Source organism: Labrys sp. 22185, assembly GCF_052045555.1.
Lineage (GTDB): Bacteria > Pseudomonadota > Alphaproteobacteria > Rhizobiales > Labraceae > Labrys > Labrys neptuniae.
This window is the reverse complement of sequence record NZ_JBQEPH010000001.1, coordinates 106,482-126,347: the sequence shown is the minus strand read 5'-3', so window position 1 is coordinate 126,347 and position 19,866 is coordinate 106,482. Positions and strand designations below refer to the sequence as shown.

Here is a 19,866-nt window from a genome sequence, read left to right as displayed (position 1 = left end):
GTTCAGGGACGCAGAATACCAATGGGGCCGGTCGCAAGATCGGCCCTTTCGTTTGTGCATTTCCGTTTCGGGCTTACCGTCGCCCGAACAGGGCCTCGATGTCGCCGAGCTTCAGCGTCACATAGGTCGGCCGGCCGTGGTTGCACTGGCCTGAATTGGGGGTGACTTCCATCTCGCGCAGGAGCGCATCCATCTCCGCCGGCAACAGGCGCCGCCCGGCCCGTACGGAGCCGTGGCAGGCCATGGTGGCAGCGACATGGTCGAGGCGCCGCTCCAGCACGATCTCCGAGCCCCATTCGGCAAAGCCATCGGCGAGGTCCCGGATCAGCGCGGCCGGATTGGTGCTGCCAAGCGCAGCCGGCGTGGCGCGCACCAGAAGGGCACCCGGCCCGAACGGCTCCACGACCAGGCCGAGAGCCGCCAGATCGTCGCTCGCCGCAGTCAGGCGCTCGACATCGGCGGGATCGAGATCGACGACTTCCGGGATGAGCAGCAATTGCGACCTGGCACCGGCGGCCGCGCGCTCACGCTTCAGCCGCTCATAGACCAGGCGTTCATGGGCCGCGTGCTGGTCGACGATGACGACGCCTTCCCGGGTCTGGGCCACGATATAGGTCTCGTGCAGCTGCGCGCGGGCCGCGCCGAGCGGCCGGTCGAGACTGTCGGGCGCGGGAGGCACCACCGTGGCACGCGCATCCGCGGAAGGCATCACCAGCGCGTCGAATCCGGCCTGGGCCGGCGCCGCGAAACCGCTTCCTGCAGCCAAGCCGCCATTGCCGATGCCACCGTCTCCCATGCCGGCAGGATGGGGCGCCGCGGGCGAGGCCCGCCAGTCCCAGTCGAGATCGGCCGGGCGGTTGAGGCTGCGGGCAAGCAGGCCGAGGGCGACATCGGCATTGCCGCTTGAGCTGCGGCCGGACTCCCGCTCCAGCGCGGAGCGGATCGCCGAGACGATCAGGCCGCGGACCAGGCCGCCATCGCGGAAGCGGACCTCGGCCTTGGCCGGATGGACATTCACATCGACATTCTGCGAGGCGATGTCGAGGAAGAGGGCCAGAATCGGAAAGCGGTCTTTGGGCAGATGATCGGCATAGGCACCGCGCACGGCACCCAGCAGCAGCTTGTCGCGCACCGGCCGCCCATTGACGAACAGATATTGGTGCTGCCCGGTGCCGCGATTGAAGGTCGGCAGACCGATATGGCCATGCAGGCGGACATCCCCGCGCGTCACGTCGATGGCAATCGCATTGTCGATGAAGTCGGCACCCAGCAAAGTGCCGAGGCGCGTCTCCTCGTCACCGGCCGGCCAGGTCGAGGGAGAATGGTCTTCGCCGGCCAGAGTGAAGGCGATGGCGGGGTTGGCCATGGCAAGGCGCTTGACGACATCGCCGATCGCCGCCGCTTCGGTACGCTGGGTCTTGAGGAATTTCAGGCGGGCCGGGGTGGCATAGAAAAGGTCGCGCACCTCGATGCGCGTGCCCTCCCCGATCGCTGCCGGACGGATTGCCTGGTGCTCGCCGGCTTCAATGGCGATCACGGCCCCGGTGGCCGAGCCACGCTCGCGCGTGGTGATGCTGAGGCGCGACACCGAGGCGATGGATGGCAAGGCTTCGCCGCGAAAGCCCAGCGTGTTGATGGCGAGCAGGTCCTCGGTCGGCAGCTTGGACGTCGCGTGGCGCTGCACGGCCAAAGCGAGGTCCTCGGGTGACATGCCCGAACCGTCGTCGACGATGCGGATCAGGCGCTGCCCGCCGCCCTCGGTGACGATCTCGATGCGGCGAGCGCCGGCATCGATGGCGTTCTCCACCAATTCCTTCACGGCACTCGCCGGCCGCTCCACCACCTCGCCGGCGGCGATGCGGTCGATCAGAATCTGGGGAAGGGCACGGATGGCCATGGGGCGAATCGTCCATCGGCGCCAGCTCTCCACCTGAGAGAAATCGGGCGCAAAATCAAAGGCTTGGCGCATTCGTCCTCACGGGTGGAGAACGAATGCGTCACGTGCCGGGAACAATACACCATGGGGCCGGCCATCGGAACGGCCGGCAGGCAAGCCTCAGGCTCCAAGGCGTTTTGCGACCTGGTGGAAGCACTGCAAATCGCAAAGGCACTTTAGCAGATCCGTTGGAACGGCTGGAAGCGAAGCGCACGAGCGAAAAGCGTTCGGTCATGAACGCCTGTTCGCCCTATTGCACATCGACATTGACGACGACGTCGAGCACCTTGCCGTCGGGAAAAGCCTTACGATAGGCAAATTGATCGGGACCGCGATAACCGGGTGCGGAGGTATAGAGCACCTGCCAGACCGGCACGCGCCGTGAATTGCAGGCGGCGCTGGAATTGCCGGCCTCATAGGGAGAAAAGTCGCGGGCCCTGCGGATGCTCACCTGGCCATAGCCCGCCTGCTTGGTGATACGAGCCGCAACGCCCGGCACTTCCCGGCAGGCCGGCGTGATGTAGGAAAACTGGTCGATCTTGCTGACCCGCCCAGACGGCACCGCAACGGCAGCACCGCTGGCACCGGGCCCGCGCGAGGTTCCAAGACCGGTGCTGACGCAGCCTGCCCCCAGAAGACCAACAAGGACGACAGCCGAAACACTCCAAAGCTTCATGACATCCTCCCGCTTGAGCGACCCCCGCCGCTTCTCGACGAGCGACAGGGTGATGCAGTCGGCCCCTTCGTGCAATAGTCAGTGTGACGTAAGCAGAACGATTTAACCTTGTCCGGCGAGAAGAAAACGCTCGACCAGGCTCGCTCTTCTCGTCGTTTCTTGCCGTTCTTCGCCGTGTTCTTTGTGACGCAGCGCCTTTACCCGGTCATCGCCGATATGATTTGGGCCGGCATCGGGAGTTATCCGGCGATCCTAGGACAGCCCCTCCGGGCGCCCGACAGCTACGACGAAAGGCTTGCCACCCCCGAACATCCGCTCGGCCACGCGCTTGGTATCGTCCAGCGTCACCGCTTCGACCAGGCCGTTGCGGCGATCGATGAAATCGATGCCAAGCCGCTCGATCTGGATCATGGTCAGCTGGTTGGCGATCTTTGTCGATGAGTCGAAGCGCAGTGCATAGGAGCCGGTGAGGTATTTCTTGGCGCTCTCCAATTCTGCGGCGTCAGGCCCGTTGCGGGCGAGTTCGGCCATCTCCGCCTCGATGATGGCGAGACTTTCGGCCGCCCTGTCGTTTCGGGTGGCGACGCCGCCGCCGACGAAGGCGGCTCGGGCCAATGCGCCGAGCTGGGTGGAGACCGAATAGGCCAGGCCCCTCTCCTCGCGCACTTTCTGGAAAAGGCGTGAGGAGAAGCTGCCGCCGCCATAGATATGGTTGAGCAGGAAGGCGGCCATGAAGTCGGGATCGTCGCGCTTCACGCCGGGGGTGGCGAATTGCAGCACGGTCTGCGGCACGTCGAGGTCGATCACCTTGCGGGTGCCCAGGTCCGCGAGCTGGGCCTCCGGCACCGGCTGCAGCAGGGCCGTGGTCGGCAGCGAGCCGAACACCTTGTCCAGCATCTCCTCCGCATCATGGGCATCGATGGCGCCGACGATAGAGACCGTCAGCCCATCCTTGGCGAGCAGGCGGCGGTGCTGGGCCGCGATTTCGTCCCGGTTGACGGCACCGATGCTCTCCAGCGTACCGCGCGTCGGGCGGCCATAGGGGTGGTCGGGGAAAAGCCCGGCGAAAAAAGCCAGCGAAGCCATGGCGTTGGGATCGCTCGCCTCACGACGCAAGCTGGCCAGCAGGCTCTGGCGCACGCGCTCCACCGCGGCTTCCTCGAAACGCGGCTCGCTGACGGCATAGTGCAGAAGATCGAAGGCGAAGGCCTTGCGGTCGGACAGCGTGCGCAGCGAGCCGTTGATCTGGTCGCGCGCGGCATGGAAGGAGAGCTCGACCGCATTCTCCTCCATCAGGCGCTGGAAGGCCTCGTCGTCGTGAGGCCCTGCCCCCTCGTCGAACAGCGCCGACATGATGTGGGCGAGGCCTGGCCGGTCGGCCGGATCCTGCGCGGCACCGCCCTTGAAGGCGAAGTCGACGGCGATGACGGGTACGGCATAGTCCTCGACCAGCCAGGCTTCGATGCCAAGAGGCGAGACGATCTTCTGGATCATAAAAACTCTCGTTCACAAAAAACGATCGTCACAACCGGCAAAGCCGGCGATGACGGCAGGAGACTGATGCGCCGTTGCAAGCCTCCCAGCAGGAAAAGCGCGGCGCAGCAATCCAGACAATCATGGACGGCGCCGCCAGTCTGCCTGGCAGCATCCGTCATGACGTGCGAAACCTATCAAGCCTGCCCTTCGAGCAAGCCGACCACCGACTTGCCCTCCAGCAGGACGGCACGGCCCATCTCCGGCAGTCGTCCGGACGGCACGGCGGCGATGCGCTGCGGCCAGAGCTGCAGGTCCTCCACCTTGCCGCCGACGGACAGGGTGGCGCCGTAATAGCGTGCCAGGGTCGACTGGTTGTCCTGGGCATAGATCGCGTCGGCGACGAGGCGCGTCTTGGCACGCTCCAATTCCGCCTCGCTTACGCCCTCTGCGACGATGCGCCTGATCTCCTCGTCGACGGCCGCTTCCAGCGCCTCGAAACTGACGCCAGGCATCGGGATGGCCCAGACACCGAAACGCGTCTCGTCCACGGCGGAGCCGCCATAAAAGGCGCCGGCGGCCGAAGCCAGTTTCTTGTCGACCACCAGGGCCCGATAAAGCCGCGAGGTCTGCCCGCCACCGAGGATCTGAGAGAGGAGATCGAGCGCCTCGCCCTCGCCTTTGCGGGCCTGGATATAGGAAGGCGCCCGCCAATGGCGCTGATAGATCGGCTGCTCCACCCGCTTGTCGGCCAGCCGAACGCGGCGGTCTGCGCGCTGCCTGGGCTCCTGCGGCCGCAGACGCGGCGGCGGGTCGGCACGCCGGGCCACAGGACCGTAATGGGTTTCGGCCAGCTCGCGCACCTCTTCGGCCGTGACGTCACCAGCCACGATCAAGCTGGCGTTGTTCGGCGTGTAGAAACGGCTGTGGAAATCGATGGCGTCCTGCCGGCTCAGGCCTTCGATCTCGTTCTCCCAGCCGATGATCGGCGTGCCATAGGGATGGTGGGTGAACAGGGTCGAGGCGATCTCCTCGGCAAGCTGCGAATTGGGATCGTTGTCGACCCGCATCTTGCGCTCCTCGAGCACGACGTTGCGCTCGGGATTGACGACCTCGTCGGTAAGAGCCAGCCCGGTCATGCGATCGGCCTCGAAGGCCATCATGGTGCCGAGATGCTCCTTGGCCACTCGCTGGAAATAGGCGGTGTAGTCATAGGAGGTGAAGGCGTTCTCCTGGCCGCCCAGCTCGGCAACCTGCTTGGAAAAGCCCCCCGGATTCTTCTCCGTGCCCTTGAACATGAGATGCTCGAGGAAATGCGCGATGCCCGACTTGCCCTTCGGTTCGTCCGCCCCGCCCACCTTGTACCACACCATGTGGGTGACCACCGGCGCACGGCGGTCGGGAATGACCACTACATGCAAGCCGTTGGGAAGCGTGAAATCCGTGATCGCCGGGCCCTGGGCATGGGAAGCACCGCCGAGACCGGGGATAAGCGCAAGCGTCATGAAAGGTCCGATCGGGAGGGAAAGCGAAAGATCCACCCAATATGGGTAGGAAACGCGGGAAGTGAAGTATCAATTACCCCCTGGAGCATGAGCCTAGCAAGGCATAGGTCCGAAGAAAACAATCCCTACCGGCTCCCTTCCTCCTTCCGGTCGACCAATTCCTTCAAGCCGCGGTCGATCTCGCGCCAGTCCTGATCGCTCAAGGCTCCTTCCATGGCATAGAGGGCATTCAGGCTGACGCCGCGCCCGAACCGGAACTTCAGGCGTCGATAGGCGGCGACGGCTCCCAGTTGCCTGAGATCCTCCGGACTGCAGATGTCGACTTCGGCCAGCATGCGCTCGGTGGCCGGGCCGAGATTGCGCATATCCCGGATGCGCCCGCTCACGCGACCATCTCGATGCCGACCGGCACGCCGCTGCGCAGGGAATTGGCCACCATGCAGATCGTCTTCGCCCGCTCGATCACCGGCTGCGGATCGGATCCGTCCAGCATCCGGCAGCGTACCTCGAGCCTTGCAGCCGTCGCCAGCAGCGGCTTGCCCTCAAGCTCCAGCGCGACGCTGATCGCGATGGTATCGACGGTCACACCCATTTCTTCGGCGGCGTAGCGCAGGTCGTTGCAAAAACAGCCGCCGAGCGACAAAGCGAGGAGCTGGGCGCCGTTGAAGCCGAGCCCCATGCCGCCGGCCTTGCCCTCGGGACGGTCCACCACGATGGTATGTCCGCCGGCCCAGCCCATGGCAGCCTGCGTCTCACCGACATTGCGCAGTTCGACCGTTACCGTCGCCATGGCTGCCCCCTTGGATACTGCCGACTATGACAGCAAGGGGCCGAGGGCGAAAGCGATGCCACGCAGAGCGTGAAGCCGCGGCTCGATCAAAGCGCCCCAGCGCCGGACGTCAGGGCTCGTAGTGGAAGAAGCTGAGCCTGGTACCGGCATAGTCGCGCTGGTCGGCCAGAGCGAAGGCGGTCGGCGCTTCGAGGGGGGCGTCCGTCGCCTCCTCGACCACGCAGAGCGCTCCCTTGGTCAGCCAGCCGCCGCCAGCAAGGCTGACGAGCGCCTGCGATGCCAGGCCCTTGCCGTAGGGAGGGTCGAGGAAAGCCAGCGAGAAGGGCTCGCTTGGCCCGATCATGCCCAGCTTGGTCGCATCCCGGCGGAACAAGCGGGTGCGTCCGCCCAGGGACATCGCCTCGACATTGGAGCGGATCAGCCCACGCGCCTCCGCGCCCTCGTCGACGAAGGTGGCAAAGCGGGCTCCGCGCGACAGGGCCTCGAAACCGAGCGCGCCGGTGCCGGCGAACAGATCGATCACGCGGGCGTCGCGCACGGGATCGTCATAGCCATGCGCGAGGATATTGAACAAGGTCTCACGCAGGCGGTCCGAAGTCGGCCGGATCGCGTCCGACTTCGGTGTGGCCAGTTGCTTGCCGCGAAATTGCCCGCCGATGATGCGCATCGCTCAGCCGTCAACGCCCCCGGCGCGGCGCACCGCCCGGCTTGCCGCCGGGGCGAGGACGCGAGGGCCGTTCACCGCCATCATTGCGATCGCGGAAGGACGGACGCGGCTTGAACGGGCGGTCGCCACCCTCCTCGCCACGCGGGCGGAACGGCTTGCGCGGACGCTCGCCACCCTCGTCGCGGTCACGGAAGGACGGACGCGGCTTGAAAGGACGATCACCACCCTCTTCGTCACGCGGGCGGAACGACTTGCGCGGACGCTCGTCACCTTCGTCGCGATCACGGAACGACGGACGCGGCTTGAACGGACGATCGCCGCCCTCTTCGCTGCGTGCGCGGAACGGCTTGCGCGGACGCTCGCCACCCTCGTCGCGGTCACGGAAGGACGGACGTGGCTTGAAAGGACGGTCGCCGCCCTCTTCGCTGCGTGCGCGGAACGGCTTGCGCGGACGCTCGCCAGCTTCGTCGCGGTCGCGGAAGGACGGACGCGGCTTGAACGGGCGGTCACCGCCCTCCTCGCCACGCGGGCGGAACGGCTTGCGCGGACGATCGCCATCTCCGTCGCGATCGCGGAAGGCAGCCCGCGGCTTGAAGGGGCGGTCACCGCCCTCTTCATCGCGCGGACGGAATGGCTTACGCCGAGCCGGCTTTTCGTCGGCCACGTCAGCGACCCGCTGGACCAGCACACGCCGGCCATGGCGATCCTCGACCAGGCTGCCGCGCATCACGCGTTCCTTGCCATCCTCCTCCGACTTGACCCGCAGCCCGCGCGCCGGACCGCCCTTTGCAGGCTTGGCTGCAGCCTTGGCCGGTTTCTCGCCGGTGGCCTCGTGGATCGGGGCTTCGAACTCGCACCCCGCCTCGGCAACCAGCTCGGGGCCGAGCTGGTCCATCAGAACCCGGGTCTTCACTTCCTCGACGGCGCCTTCGGCCAGGTCGCCGAGCTGGAACGGCCCGTAGGACACGCGGATCAGGCGGTTGACCTCCAGGCCGATGGAACCCAGCACATTCTTGACTTCGCGGTTCTTGCCTTCACGCAGGCCGAGGGTCAGCCAGGAATTGGAGCCCTGCTCCTTGTCGAGGCGGGCTTCGATGCGACCATAGTCGACGCCGTCGACCGTCAGCCCCTCGAACAATTTGTCGAGCTGGACCTGGTCGGTCTCGCCGAAAGCCCGCACGCGATAGCGCCTGAGCCAGCCGGTCTTGGGCAGTTCGAGCTGGCGCGCCAGACCGCCGTCATTGGTGAGCAGCAGCAGGCCTTCGGTGTTGATGTCGAGCCGCCCCACCGACATCACGCGCGGCAAGGACGGGTCGAGGTTCTCGAACACGGTCGGGCGTCCTTCCGGATCCTTTTCCGTGGTCACCAGGCCGCGGGGCTTGTGGTAGAGCCACAGCCGCGTGCGCTCCCGCCGGGGCAGGAGCTTACCATCGACGGTGATCTTGTCGTCGGCCAGCACGTTGAGCGCGGCGCTGGTCAGTACCTCGCCATTGACGGCAACGCGGCCTTCCTCGATCCAGGTCTCGGCATCACGGCGCGATCCCAACCCGGCCCGCGCGATCACCTTGGCCACACGCTCGCCGGCAAAGGCGCCAGACTTGGCTTCGGCCTCGGGCTTGGCGACGGTCTCCGCCCTGGCCTCGGTGCGACGCGGGGCACGCTTGGGCACGCGCTCCTCCTGGCGATCGTCGAAACGCGGCTCGAAGGCCTTGCGGCCGCCCTCGCGCGGCTCGAAGGAGGTGTCGAAACGGCGCGGCGCAAAGGAGCGCCCACCTTCATCGCCCTCGCGGCGAGGTTTGCGGCTGAACGAACGCTCACCGCCCTCCCCGCGCTCCGCATCCCGGCGCGGCCGGAAACCGCCTTCGGCGCCCTCGTCGCGCGACCGGAATGGCCGGCGAGCTTCCCCGCGCTCCTCGAAGCGGCGGGGCTTGAACGGACGTTCCTCGCCGCCTTCACGCTCGCGGAACGGACGGCGGGCGGGACGGGCCTCGGAATCCTCGCCTTCGCGCGGCTTGAAACGCGCCGGACGACGATCGCCGTCCTGGCGCTCGGCGAAGGAACGGGCCGGACGCTTCGGGCGAGCCTCGCCGCCCTCGTCACGATCCCGGAAGGAACGGCGCGGAGGTGCGTCACCATCGACGCCGCGCCGACGAGGTCCAGCGCCAGTGGAGGTCTTCTTGGGGCCAAATGGCTTCTTGCCCCCGCTTGGGGGCTTGCGGCCGCCGCCGCCAGATCGTTTATCGTCGGACATCGATTGTTGCTGGAATGGCCCCCGCTACCCATCGTATCGGAGGATATTCCAAAACTCCTTGAAAAGAGGGGCGTCTTTCCGATCCGCAGGGATCGTGAAACGCTTTAGCAGAAAAGGCGGCATGTCACGAGATGAAGCGCTCGATCATGGAACTGGCGCTGGAGGAAGCCCATGCTGCCGCAGGTCGCGGGGAGGTACCCGTCGGCGCGGTTGTCGTCAAGGACGGAGTGGTGCTTTCGCGCGAAGGAAACCGCACCCTGGCGCTGAAAGACCCCACCGCCCATGCGGAGATGCTCGCCATCCGTGCCGCCGCCCAGGTGCTGGGCAGCGAGCGCCTCGTCGGTGCGGACCTTTACGTCACGCTCGAACCCTGCCCGATGTGCGCCGCAGCGATTTCCTTCGCCCGCATCCGGCGTCTCTATTTCGGCTGCGACGACCCCAAGGGCGGCGCGGTGGAGAATGGCGTGCAGTTCTACGCTTCACCGACCTGCCACCATCGCCCAGAAGTCTATTCAGGCATCCATGCCACCGCGTCGCGTGCCTTGCTGCAGGATTTCTTCCGGCAGCGGCGTTAGCGACAATCTCTTCGAAGTGTCAGCCTCTCGGCTGACACTCCCAATCCCGCTCAAAATGAAGACCTCAGCCAAACCGGAGCGCTTTTGCAATCCAGCGCCGTCGCCTTCAGGACCCCAGATGTCCGGGTTCCTTGGGCACCCCTTTCAGCGAGAGATGTTCCGGCGGCTCGGCCGGCGAGCCGTCGCTGGCATAGTGAAAGATCCGATATTCGTCGTCCGGCAGGCGCTCGACCTTCATATATTTGGCCTGGCCGAAGGGCATGGTGCCGTTCACATAGAAGACCGACGGATCATATTCCCTGGTTGCGACGGTCTTGCCCATCGCCTGCGCCGTCAATTGCATGAGCTGGAACTGGGTGGGACGGTCGAGCTGGCGGAAGGCATTGGCGATCGCTGAATCCGGCCTGTTGGTCATCAGCATCACCGGCACCACCGCCGTGCGCAGATGGCGGATCAGGTGTCCCCACAGCCCATCCTCGCCCATCAGCTCGTTATGGTCGGAGGTGACGAAGATATAGACCGGGTCCTTCTCGGCCAGCATCGTGGCAATGATGTCACTGGTGCTGCGGTCCCAGCACTGCAGGCCGGTATCGTAGCGTGCGCGCCGCGCTTCGTCCGCGCTGCCGTCGGGTGGCGTGAACACCTGGAACTCGCCCGCATACTTCTTGCAATTGTCGAGATAAGGCTCGTGGTCGGCCCGCTGGTGGACATAGATGAAGCGCCGCTCCGCCGGCGGCACATCCTTGACGTCGTCGGCAAGCGACTCCTCGGCCGACTTCTCGGCCGTCTCGTCATAGGTCTCCACCGTCTTGGACTGCCGGGCATACCGGGCTCCGCCGGCGATCTGCATGGTGTGGATGGCCTGCGCCGAATAGTAATAGCTTGCAAAATCGCCATCCTTGGCGATGTCGAAAATGTTCACCGGCTGCCGTTCCGCCAGATTGGGAAAGTAGACGAGCCTGAGGGCCGAGGGAACGCTGGCCAGCGTCGCCACGCCGCCGGAAAAGCCTATCTTGGCGAACATCCGCCAGCCTGCCGGCGGCTCTCTGAACAGGTGATCGAGGCGCGGCGTGGTCTGCCGGGCCGCGCCAAACAGCGACATCCGCACCGGATTGATGGATTCACCCATCACGAACACGACGGTCGCCCGGCCCTCCGGCACCTCGGCCTTGCCGAAGACATGATCGGCCAGGCCATTCAGGGAAGCCGGCGGCGCGGGCGCCCGGCTCGCACGATAGGCCAGGACGCCAGCATTGGCGCTGGAAATGAAGGAGGCGGAATAGGCATTGGCCTGCACCACGCTCGGCAGTTTGTGCAGCTCCCAACGTGCCGCGACGCCACCAAGGGCCGCAACGAGCAAGAGAGAAAAGGCCCAGGATCGACCGCTCCGCAGCGGGCGGATCAGCGTGAACACCGCGAGCAGGACAGCCGTCGCCAGCGCCAGGAGCAAAGGCAGCAGGAATTCACTCTGGACCTGCAAACCGGTCGAAACCGAATCGGCCGTGTCGCTGAAAAACAGCCTTACCTGCTCGGGCGTGAGCGGCGCTCCGAAATATACGAGCGAACTGAGCCAGATGGCCTGGTTCAAGAACACCAGGACGATGATGAGTATTCTGAACCAGGTTCCGGCCGAGAGGGCGAAGAGCACTGAAAATGACAATAATGTTACAAAATATTCCCTCGTCCTGAACGGAGAAATATCCCACCCAAAACAAGAAAATATTACATCAGGAATACTCAAGATCGCCGCAACAATGGCAATCTCTAGTACCTTCTTAGCAAAAATTCGTGAGAATGAAGTCATGTAAACCGCATAAATGGAAATTATGTTCTTAGAATCAAGGCGCCAGCCGAGAGCATCTGTATCGGTCCGATCGAAGATTTAATCCAAATTGCTTAAAAACAGAACAATAATGACAAAAATAGGAACTGTCTCGCGCGATGGCCAGACGGCGGCAGCGGGCCGCCGCCTTGGCGCTACGCCTGCCGGCCTTCAGTTCGTCAAACTCTGGAGGTCATCGCGGGCGGACTTTGAATCACGCATTGGCTCAGACTGATCGCGCTTCTCGTGGTGTTCACCTATGTCGTGCACATCGTCACGCGGCGCCGCTGAGCCACCGCTTCTACTCCGGCGAGGTTCAGGTTTCCGTCGCCAGAATCTCGGCAAGCCATTCGATCAAGGCCTTTCCAGCGACATGTCCGGGATCGCGGCTGGGGTCATAGATCGTCACCTGCAGACCGAGAGCACGGCGTTTCAGGGCGGTGGTGAGCAGCACCGCCGCCTCGTCCCAGTCGAGGCCGTCCGCCTGCGGAGAGTCGACCGCCGGCATCAGCCTGCTGTCGACGGCATCCACATCGAAATGGATCCAGAACCCTTCCCGGTCGGCATCGATGCCGTTCAGGGCTGCGTCGACGCAGACTTCAATCCCCTCGGCGCGAAGCTGTTCCAGGGGCCTGTAGACCATACCGGACTCGGCGATATCGGGAATGGGAGCGGAAGGCGCGCCCTCGTGATGGCGGTTGGCCAGGGCTGCTACCCGGCGTGTCGTCACATAGGGCCAGCGCCCTTCCAGATCCGTCAGAGCTGAAGGCCCCCAGCCGGTGACCAGCGCCAGATCCATGCCGGCACCGCCGCCCGTCGCCGATTGTTCGGGCAGGTGGAAATCCGTATGGCCATCGACATAGAGGAGACCGGCCTCACGCTGCCGCGCCAGGCCGAGCATCGAGCCGATCAGGATGCTGCAATCGCCGCCGAGGACGAGGGGAAAACACCCGGCCTCGACCGCCTCCTCCACGGCGTCGGCCAGCCGGATGGAATAGTCGGCAATGGCATCGATGTTGCGGATGTTGATCCTGCGTTCATCGTCGCGCCGATAGGCCGGCGGCTCTACCGTGACGACGCGCTCCACCGCCAATCGGTCGTGCAGACCGAGCTGGCGCAACGTCGCCGGAGCATGGCGCGTTCCCGGTTCCACATCGTCGCCCAGCGGCATCAGCCCGAGATTGCTGGGAGCCTCGATGATCACTAGGCGCCTCGCCGTCGTCTTCCCCATGCCGGATCCCGCGGTTGTGTGTTTGGCCGTCTTCTCTCCAGACACCCTTCCCTGCTTTTCGAGTCCGGGCAAGAGCCCTCGGCGGCAGCGGATCGGCATGCCGAATGCAGATGCCCGCGTGCCGGTAAAGAGAAGCATTTGCTCTTGCCTCGGCAGACCCCATAGAGTTGCGGCACTTCTTTTCAGCCGTTCGGACCCGGCCCATGCGCATTCTGTTGGCGGAAGACAATCGCGACCTCTCCGAATGGGTCAGCCGGTTGCTGCGCCAGAGCAAATATACGGTGGATTGCGTCTATCGCGGCGACGAGGCCGACGTGGCGTTGCAGTCACAGGAATACGCGCTCGTGATTCTCGACCTCGGCCTGCCCGAGATCGACGGCATCGAGGTCCTCAGGCGCCTCAGGGGGCGGGGAAACCGGACTCCCGTGCTGATCCTCACCGCCAATGATGCACTTTCCAGCCGTGTGCGCGGCCTCGACAGCGGGGCAGACGACTATCTCGTCAAGCCCTTCGAAGTCGAGGAACTCGAGGCCAGGATACGCGCGCAATTGCGGCGGGGCCGCAGCACGCTGGAGCAGGTCGTCAGCTTCGGCCCTCTCTCCTTCGACACCCAGTCGCGCAGCTTCAGCCTCGCCGGCACCAGCCTCCCGGTGACGCCACGCGAGCATGTGGTGCTGGAGACGCTGCTCCTGAGTGCCGGGCGCCCCGTCCCCAAGGAGCGGCTGGTGGAGAACGTCTTCGGCTTCGACGACGAAGGCGGCCCCAGCGCGATCGAGGTCTATGTCCATCGCGTTCGCCGCAAGCTCGAAGGCAGCGACGTCGGCATCGTCACCCTGCGCGGGCTCGGCTACATGCTGCGGCAGACCCATGCCGGTTAGCTGGCATTCGCGCAGCCTGCGCCGGGAACTGCTCGGCTGGCTGCTGCTGCCGCTGGCAGCGGTGGTGGCGTTCAATGTCTGGACCACCTATCGCAACGCGCGCCAGACCGCCGACCTAGTCACCGATCGCATGCTGCTCGCCTCCGCGCGGATGATCGCGGAGAACGTCCGCGAAAGCGATGGCATCTTTCAGGCGCCCATCCCCCCGGCAGCCCTGGAAATGTTCGCGAGCGAGGACCGCGACCGCGTGATCTACCGCGTGAACGGGCCGCGCGGCGAATTGCTGGCCGGCTATCCGGAGACGTTGCCTCCGCCACGGCAACCCAGCGGCTTCCAGCACGTCTACTTCACCGGCACCCATCGCGGCGAGGCCGTCTACGCCGTCGCCCTTTCCCAGCCGGTGGTCTCCACCAGGGGCGGCGAAGCGCTGGTCGTCGTCGGCCAGACGCTGCGCGGCCATGACAGGCTGGTCAAGAGCCTATGGCTCAAAACCCTGCGCGACGAGGTCCTGCTGGTCGCCGTTGCCGGGTTGCTCGCCTTGTTCGGCCTGCACCGGGGCTTGGCGCCGCTCCTGCGCCTGCGCGACGAGGTGCGCCGCCGCGACCCGCACGCGCTGGAACCGCTCGACATGACCCCTGTCCAGACCGAGCTGAGACCCCTGGTCCTGGCCCTCAACGAGGCCCTGGCGCAGGTCGAACGCCAGGTCGCCGCCCAACGGCGCTTCATCGCCAACGCCGCCCATCAATTGCGAACCCCGCTGACGTTGCTGAAGGCGCAGATCGGCGTCGGCAAGCGCGGTTCCGACGTGGCGGCGGCGCATGAGGCCCTGACGGGCATCGGCACGACCGTGGAGGGCATGACGCGTCTGTCCAACCAGCTCCTCAGCCTGGCACGCGCCGAACAGGGAAGCACGCTGCTTCATCGCGAAAAGGTCGATTTCAACGCCATCTGCCGCGAAGCCGTGGAAAATCTCGCGATCATGGCCATGGAGCGCGACATCGACCTCGGCTTCGACGGCGCTCCCGCCGCGCTGCCTGTCAGCGGCCATGCCACGCTGCTGCGCGAGCTTGCGACCAATCTGATCGAAAATGCCCTGCGCTACACGCCCAAGGGCGGCACGGTCACGGTGCGGCTGCGTGCAGCGGGCGGGGCGCGAGTCGCCTTGCGGGTGGAGGATAATGGCCCCGGCATCCCGGCGGAAGAGCGCGAGAAGGTGTTCGAGCGCTTCTACCGGAGGCTGACCAGCGGTGTCGAAGGCACCGGATTGGGGCTGGCGGTGGTGAAGGAGATCGTCTCCTCCCATGAGGGCACCGTCACCCTGCAGGACCGGGTACCCTCGCCGGGCCTGGCCGTGCTGGTCCTGCTGCCCGCCTTCGATGGGTGATGCCGGCATTGTCCGGCTGCCGGAAGACCGGCAAGGAAAAAGCGGGCGGGGATCAGCTCCCCGCCCGCTTTTCGAAACATCACGCCATAAGGAATGCCGTGTTCCGAATCAGTGATCGGACAGAGGCTTGGGCCGCCACTTGGCCAGACTCTGCTCGACACGGCCCATCAGCGCACCGGCCGCCAGCACCACCAGCATGATGATGATGATCGCGGCCGCCACACCCGGCCCGTCGAACGAGCCCTTGGCGATGGCGATCAGCTGGCCGATGCCGAGGCGGGCGCCGACGAATTCACCGACGATGGCGCCGGTGATGGCGAAGGAATAGCTGACATGCAGGCTGGCGAAGATCCAGCTCATGGCGGAGGGAATGATCACGGCCCGCGTGAGCTGCCAGGGCCTGGCCCCGAGGATCTGGGCGTTGGCGATCAGCGAGCGATCGGCCTCGCGCACGCCCTGGAAGGCGTTCTGGAAGACCAGGAAGAACACCATCACGAAGGACAGCGCCACTTTCGAGCCGATACCCAGGCCGAAGATGATGATGAAGACGGGCGCCAGGACCACGCGCGGGATCGAGTTGAAGACCTTGATGTAGATCGAAAAGATATCGGCCAGGAACGCGTTGCGCCCGAGCGCCACGCCCACGAGCACGCCGGCGATGGAGCCGAACACGAAGCCGATGGTGGCCTCCTCGACGGTCACCCACAAATGATACCAGAGCGGCGTACCATTGGCCCCTTCGGTGATCCACTGCCACAGGCGCACCACCACGGTGCTCGGCATGCCCAAAGCGAGGTCGGTCATCCATTCCAGGCGAACCGCGACTTCCCACAGGCCCAGCAGGGCGACGAGAAGCACCAGGCGCCAGAACAGGACCCAGGCGCGGCGGGAGCGCGCCGCCTTGGCGACGGCTGCCTCGATTTCCGCGTCTGAGGTGCCGGGGCGGAATTCGGGAGCCTTGGGAGAAAGTACTGCATCGCTCATCGTCCATCTCCTCTCAGGCAGCTTCGGAAGCGCGGCGGTTGGAGGTCTGGACCTCCTCGCGCAGGTCGTTCCAGATCAGGCGGGAATAGTCGATGAAGCGCTGGTCGTAGCGGATCTCCTCGACGATGCGCGGGCGCGGCAGGTCGACCGTGTAGACGGACTTGACCGTGGCCGGGCCGGCGGTGAGTACATAGATCTTGTCGGCCAGCGCGATGGCCTCGTCGAGATCATGGGTCACGAACACGACGGAGGCCTTGGATTCGCCCCACAATTTCAGCAGCACATCGTGCATGACGACGCGGGTCTGCACGTCGAGCGCCGAGAAGGGCTCGTCCATCAGGAGAATCTTGGGCTGGTTGATGAAGGTCTGCGCCAAAGCGACGCGCTTGCGCATGCCGCCGGAGAGCTGGTGGGGATAGTGGTTCTCGAAACGGGGCAGGCCGACGCGCGCGAGCCATTCCCGTGCCTTGGCATAGGCCTCGCGCTTCGACACGCCGCGAAACATCGGCCCCGCCGCGACGTTGTCGATGACGTTGCGCCAGGGGAAGACCGCATCGGCCTGGAAGACGAAGCCGACACTGGGGTCGATACCATTGACCGCTCCACCCATCACGCGGACCTCGCCGGCGCTCGGCCGGGCGAGGCCCGTGACGAGGTTGAGCGTGGTCGACTTGCCGCAGCCCGTAGGCCCGACCACGGCGACGAACTCGCCGCGCTCGACCGTCATGGAGAAATCGCGGATCGCCGTCATCGACTTGCCGGTCGGGGTGACGAAGCGGCGCGTGACGTTGATGAGTTCGATGGCGGGCGAGGAGGCCGACGCCATGGGCACAGCTTGACTCATGCTTTCCTCCTTGGGGGAAAAGCCGCGGGATAGGACGAAGTGTTTCGTGATCTGGCCGGAACGGCACGAAGGCTTGGCATATCTTGGCGGGAACGCAGCAACCTGCATGCCGGAGCCAGGGAACAGCTGCCCATGTACGGCTGCTGCTCCCGGAAAAGGCCGTCCGCCTACTTTACGTTCTTCACGAACTCGGTGGTGAAGGTCTTGGAGAGGTCGATCTGCTTGCCCTGCAATTCCTTCTTGAAGCTCTGCAGGACTGCCAGCACCGTCTTCGGGCCGTCCTCCGGCATTACGCCATCGGCCGTGAACATGCCTTTGCCCGCTTCCAGGCCCTTGATGTAGCCGTCCTTGTCGTCGCCGTAGAATTCCTTCGGCATCTTCTCGGTGATTTCGGCGGCCGTGTGGGTGTTGATGAAGCGCAAGGTCTTCACGAAGGCGTTGGCGAGTTTCTGGACCTCATCCTTGTTTTTCTCGACCCAGGCCGTGGGCATATAAAGCGAGGCGGCAGGATAGGTGCCGCCCAGGGCCTCTTCCGAGCCCTTGACCGTACGCATGTCGATCAGCACGCGGGCGGCGCCGGACTTCAGCATGCGGCCGATGGTCGGTTCGGTGGTCATGCCGGCCTGGATCTGGTCCTGCTGCATGGCGGCGATGAAGGTGGCACCGGCGCCCACGGGCAGCGTGGTGAACTCGTTCGCCTTCACGCCCGCCTTCTCGGCGAGATAGAGCGTGAGGAAGTTGGTAGAGGAGCCAAGTCCGGTGACCCCGACATCCTTGCCCTTGAAATCGGCGGCCGACTTCATGTCCGGATATTTGCTCGAAGCCAGGATGACCTCGCCCGGCGCCTGGCTGAACTGCACGACCGATTGCACGAACTTGCCCTTGCCCTGCAGGTCGACGCAGTGGTCGTAGAAGCCGACCACGCCCTGCACGGTGCCGGCCAGCATCTCCGTCTCGGCATCGACACCAGCGGTATCGTTGAGAAGCTCGACGTCGAGCCCTTCATCTTTGAAATAGCCCAGGCTCTCGGCAAGCTTGGCCGGCAGGTAGATCTGCTTTTCATAACCACCGACCACGATGACGATCTTCTCGGCGGCCTGTGCGGCGGGCGCCAGCCCGATGATGGCGGCAAAGGCGGCGGCGGCAAGCAAGGTGCGTCTGCTCGGCATGGTCTCTCCTGTTACGTTTCCTGTCCCTCCTCCTTCTCGCAAGCGGATATGCGGGAGGGCTCGGTCCTAGGCATAAAGCAGCCAGCTTTCAGCCAGCTTACAATCGGTGCAACAATGACAATCCTGCATTCCATTCTTGCCCCAACCGGTTTTGCTGCCTAAACAGCGGCAAGAATTTTGAAGGTTTGCAGCGATGTCCGGCGATAAGAAGCAGAAATTGAAGGCAAGGCAGGCACGCGGTTTCGTCGACCGCAATGCCGGCGAGATCGCGGCGACGCGCGCCATGGTTTCGGTGATCCAGGAAGTCTATGAGCGCTATGGCTTCGACCCGGTCGAAACGCCTTTCGTCGAATATACCGACGCCCTCGGCAAGTTCCTGCCCGACCAGGACCGCCCGAACGAGGGCGTGTTCTCCTTCCAGGACGACGACGAGCAGTGGCTGTCGCTGCGCTATGATCTGACGGCGCCGCTGGCCCGCTATGTCGCCGAGAATTTCGACGCCCTGCCCAAGCCCTATCGCAGCTACCGGGCCGGCTATGTCTTCCGCAACGAGAAGCCTGGTCCCGGCCGCTTCCGCCAGTTCATGCAGTTCGACGCCGATACCGTGGGCTCGGCCTCGGTCGCGGCCGATGCCGAGATCTGCATGATGGCCGCCGACACCATGGAAAAGCTCGGCATTCCCCGCGGCTCCTATGTGGTGCGGGTCAACAACCGCAAGGTGCTCGACGGCATCATGGAGGCGATCGGCCTCGCCGGTGACGAGAATGCCGGCCGCCGCCTCACGGTGCTTCGCGCCATCGACAAGTTCGATCGGCTCGGCCTGGAGGGCGTGAGGGCGCTGCTGGGCACCGGCCGCAAGGACGAGTCCGGCGATTTCACCAAGGGTGCCGGGCTCGACGACAGCCAGGCGCAGACCATCCTCAACTATGTGGCGGGACAAAGCGGCTCCAACGCCGACACGCTGGCGCGCATCCGCCCGCTGGTTTCGGGCTCGACTGCCGGCAGCGATGGCGTCGAGGAACTCGCCCGCATCGCCGAACTGGTCGAGAAGTCCGGCTATGGCACTGACCGCATCCTGATCGACACCTCGATCGTGCGTGGGCTCGAATATTACACCGGCCCCGTCTATGAGGTGGAGCTCACCTTCGAGGTCAAGGATGAGCAGGGCCGGCCGGTGCGCTTCGGCTCGGTCGCCGGCGGCGGACGCTATGACGGCCTCGTCGCCCGCTTCCGCGGCGAGCCCGTGCCGGCAACCGGATTTTCCATCGGCGTCTCGCGCCTGCTCTCGGCCCTGACCGCCCTCGGCCGCGTCGACACCGCCGGCGTCGCCGGCCCCGTCGTGGTCTGCGTGATGGATCAGGCGCGCCTGCCCGACTACCAGGCCATGGCCAGCGAATTGCGCCAGGCCGGCATCCGCGCCGAGGTCTATCTCGGCGGTTCCGGCATGAAGGCCCAGCTCAAATATGCGGACCGCCGCAAGGCACCGGTCGCGGTGATCCAGGGCTCGGACGAGGCCGAGAAGGGCGAGGTCCAGCTCAAGGACCTCGCGCTCGGTGCCGAAATGGCCAAGGCCATTGCCGACAACAGCGAATGGCGCGAGGCAAGGGTCGCCCAGCGCCAGGTGCCGCGGGCCGAGCTGGTCAAGGTCTTGAAGGAGATGCTGGGGTAATTTGGAGCGCGG

The 19,866-nt window shown here is 65.2% G+C and carries 17 protein-coding genes; 4 read left to right on the top strand and 13 right to left on the bottom strand.

The features are described from left to right. Positions 1–73 precede the first annotated feature (73 nt). The 8 genes from mutL to ACTJKX_RS00550 all read right to left on the bottom strand — a co-directional run bounded on the left by mutL (position 74) and on the right by ACTJKX_RS00550 (position 9,298). Positions 74–1,897, bottom strand: a complete 1,824-nt coding sequence (mutL, locus tag ACTJKX_RS00585) for a DNA mismatch repair endonuclease MutL (protein ID WP_440724034.1) — start codon at positions 1,895–1,897, stop codon at positions 74–76. Positions 1,898–2,186: 289 nt separating this feature from the next. After that, on the bottom strand, positions 2,187–2,612 hold the full coding sequence (locus ACTJKX_RS00580; RefSeq protein ID WP_311944692.1) for a hypothetical protein: 426 nt from the start codon (positions 2,610–2,612) through the stop codon (positions 2,187–2,189). A gap of 252 nt (positions 2,613–2,864) precedes the next feature. Continuing rightward, a complete protein-coding gene (locus ACTJKX_RS00575; RefSeq protein WP_440724033.1) occupies positions 2,865–4,106 on the bottom strand; it encodes a M16 family metallopeptidase in 1,242 nt (413 codons plus the stop codon). Between the two features lie 176 nt (positions 4,107–4,282). Then, positions 4,283–5,590, bottom strand: a complete 1,308-nt coding sequence (locus ACTJKX_RS00570; RefSeq protein WP_440724032.1) for a M16 family metallopeptidase — start codon at positions 5,588–5,590, stop codon at positions 4,283–4,285. Between the two features lie 125 nt (positions 5,591–5,715). Further along, a complete protein-coding gene (locus tag ACTJKX_RS00565) occupies positions 5,716–5,976 on the bottom strand; it encodes a TfoX/Sxy family protein (protein ID WP_440724031.1) in 261 nt (86 codons plus the stop codon). Next, the gene (locus ACTJKX_RS00560) at positions 5,973–6,380 is read right to left on the bottom strand and encodes an OsmC family protein (RefSeq protein ID WP_415080443.1); all 408 of its coding nucleotides are present in this window, start codon (positions 6,378–6,380) and stop codon (positions 5,973–5,975) included. The genes ACTJKX_RS00565 and ACTJKX_RS00560 overlap by 4 nt, the downstream gene beginning before the upstream one ends. Before the next feature lie 109 nt (positions 6,381–6,489). Beyond that, entirely contained in the window at positions 6,490–7,047 is a 558-nt protein-coding gene (rsmD, locus tag ACTJKX_RS00555; protein WP_440724030.1) for a 16S rRNA (guanine(966)-N(2))-methyltransferase RsmD, read from the bottom strand. A 10-nt stretch (positions 7,048–7,057) separates the two neighbouring features. Further along, positions 7,058–9,298, bottom strand: coding sequence for a pseudouridine synthase (locus tag ACTJKX_RS00550; protein ID WP_440724029.1), 2,241 nt, complete (start codon positions 9,296–9,298; stop codon positions 7,058–7,060). A 131-nt stretch (positions 9,299–9,429) separates the two neighbouring features. Between ACTJKX_RS00550 and ACTJKX_RS00545 the strand changes: the two genes are divergently transcribed. Further along, positions 9,430–9,873: a nucleoside deaminase gene (locus tag ACTJKX_RS00545; RefSeq protein WP_311944701.1), complete on the top strand. Its 444-nt coding sequence runs from the start codon at positions 9,430–9,432 to the stop codon at positions 9,871–9,873. 106 nt (positions 9,874–9,979) lie between these two features. Here the strand turns inward: ACTJKX_RS00545 and ACTJKX_RS00540 are convergent, their stop codons facing one another. Together ACTJKX_RS00540 and ACTJKX_RS00535 are read right to left on the bottom strand one after the other, a co-directional pair. Further along, on the bottom strand, positions 9,980–11,533 hold the full coding sequence (locus ACTJKX_RS00540; RefSeq protein WP_440724028.1) for a sulfatase-like hydrolase/transferase: 1,554 nt from the start codon (positions 11,531–11,533) through the stop codon (positions 9,980–9,982). Positions 11,534–12,011: 478 nt separating this feature from the next. Further along, positions 12,012–12,926 (bottom strand): arginase family protein, encoded by a 915-nt coding sequence (locus ACTJKX_RS00535; protein WP_440724027.1) that lies wholly within the window; start codon positions 12,924–12,926, stop codon positions 12,012–12,014. Positions 12,927–13,129: 203 nt separating this feature from the next. On the opposite strand from ACTJKX_RS00535, the gene ACTJKX_RS00530 reads away from it, so the two are divergent. Continuing rightward, complete coding sequence (locus ACTJKX_RS00530) at positions 13,130–13,804, top strand: response regulator (protein WP_311944706.1); 675 nt, start codon at positions 13,130–13,132, stop codon at positions 13,802–13,804. Then, on the top strand, positions 13,794–15,188 hold the full coding sequence (locus tag ACTJKX_RS00525; RefSeq protein WP_394310502.1) for a sensor histidine kinase: 1,395 nt from the start codon (positions 13,794–13,796) through the stop codon (positions 15,186–15,188). Before ACTJKX_RS00530 ends, ACTJKX_RS00525 begins: the two co-directional genes overlap by 11 nt. Before the next feature lie 108 nt (positions 15,189–15,296). Here ACTJKX_RS00525 and ACTJKX_RS00520 read toward each other — a convergent pair whose 3' ends face one another. From ACTJKX_RS00520 to ACTJKX_RS00510, 3 genes are all read right to left on the bottom strand, one after another. Next, on the bottom strand, positions 15,297–16,172 hold the full coding sequence (locus tag ACTJKX_RS00520) for an ABC transporter permease (protein ID WP_311944709.1): 876 nt from the start codon (positions 16,170–16,172) through the stop codon (positions 15,297–15,299). A 13-nt stretch (positions 16,173–16,185) separates the two neighbouring features. Continuing rightward, positions 16,186–17,016 (bottom strand): ABC transporter ATP-binding protein, encoded by an 831-nt coding sequence (locus tag ACTJKX_RS00515; protein ID WP_394310504.1) that lies wholly within the window; start codon positions 17,014–17,016, stop codon positions 16,186–16,188. A 167-nt stretch (positions 17,017–17,183) separates the two neighbouring features. Further along, positions 17,184–18,185 (bottom strand): ABC transporter substrate-binding protein, encoded by a 1,002-nt coding sequence (locus tag ACTJKX_RS00510; RefSeq protein ID WP_394310506.1) that lies wholly within the window; start codon positions 18,183–18,185, stop codon positions 17,184–17,186. A 193-nt stretch (positions 18,186–18,378) separates the two neighbouring features. Between ACTJKX_RS00510 and hisS the strand changes: the two genes are divergently transcribed. Beyond that, a complete protein-coding gene (gene hisS, locus ACTJKX_RS00505) occupies positions 18,379–19,854 on the top strand; it encodes a histidine--tRNA ligase (protein ID WP_440724026.1) in 1,476 nt (491 codons plus the stop codon). Positions 19,855–19,866: the final 12 nt, after the last annotated feature.

Coding starts and splice junctions, on each gene's coding strand:
- ACTJKX_RS00535 (WP_440724027.1), bottom strand. CDS start 12,926: ATGGGGAAGACGACGGCGAGGCGCCTAGTGATCATCGAGGCTCCCAGC.
- hisS (WP_440724026.1), top strand. CDS start 18,379: ATGTCCGGCGATAAGAAGCAGAAATTGAAGGCAAGGCAGGCACGCGGT.
- ACTJKX_RS00580 (WP_311944692.1), bottom strand. CDS start 2,612: ATGAAGCTTTGGAGTGTTTCGGCTGTCGTCCTTGTTGGTCTTCTGGGG.
- mutL (WP_440724034.1), bottom strand. CDS start 1,897: ATGGCCATCCGTGCCCTTCCCCAGATTCTGATCGACCGCATCGCCGCC.
- ACTJKX_RS00560 (WP_415080443.1), bottom strand. CDS start 6,380: ATGGCGACGGTAACGGTCGAACTGCGCAATGTCGGTGAGACGCAGGCT.
- ACTJKX_RS00570 (WP_440724032.1), bottom strand. CDS start 5,590: ATGACGCTTGCGCTTATCCCCGGTCTCGGCGGTGCTTCCCATGCCCAG.
- ACTJKX_RS00525 (WP_394310502.1), top strand. CDS start 13,794: ATGCCGGTTAGCTGGCATTCGCGCAGCCTGCGCCGGGAACTGCTCGGC.
- ACTJKX_RS00550 (WP_440724029.1), bottom strand. CDS start 9,298: ATGTCCGACGATAAACGATCTGGCGGCGGCGGCCGCAAGCCCCCAAGC.
- ACTJKX_RS00545 (WP_311944701.1), top strand. CDS start 9,430: ATGAAGCGCTCGATCATGGAACTGGCGCTGGAGGAAGCCCATGCTGCC.
- rsmD (WP_440724030.1), bottom strand. CDS start 7,047: ATGCGCATCATCGGCGGGCAATTTCGCGGCAAGCAACTGGCCACACCG.
- ACTJKX_RS00515 (WP_394310504.1), bottom strand. CDS start 17,016: ATGAGTCAAGCTGTGCCCATGGCGTCGGCCTCCTCGCCCGCCATCGAA.
- ACTJKX_RS00520 (WP_311944709.1), bottom strand. CDS start 16,172: ATGAGCGATGCAGTACTTTCTCCCAAGGCTCCCGAATTCCGCCCCGGC.
- ACTJKX_RS00510 (WP_394310506.1), bottom strand. CDS start 18,185: ATGCCGAGCAGACGCACCTTGCTTGCCGCCGCCGCCTTTGCCGCCATC.
- ACTJKX_RS00575 (WP_440724033.1), bottom strand. CDS start 4,106: ATGATCCAGAAGATCGTCTCGCCTCTTGGCATCGAAGCCTGGCTGGTC.
- ACTJKX_RS00530 (WP_311944706.1), top strand. CDS start 13,130: ATGCGCATTCTGTTGGCGGAAGACAATCGCGACCTCTCCGAATGGGTC.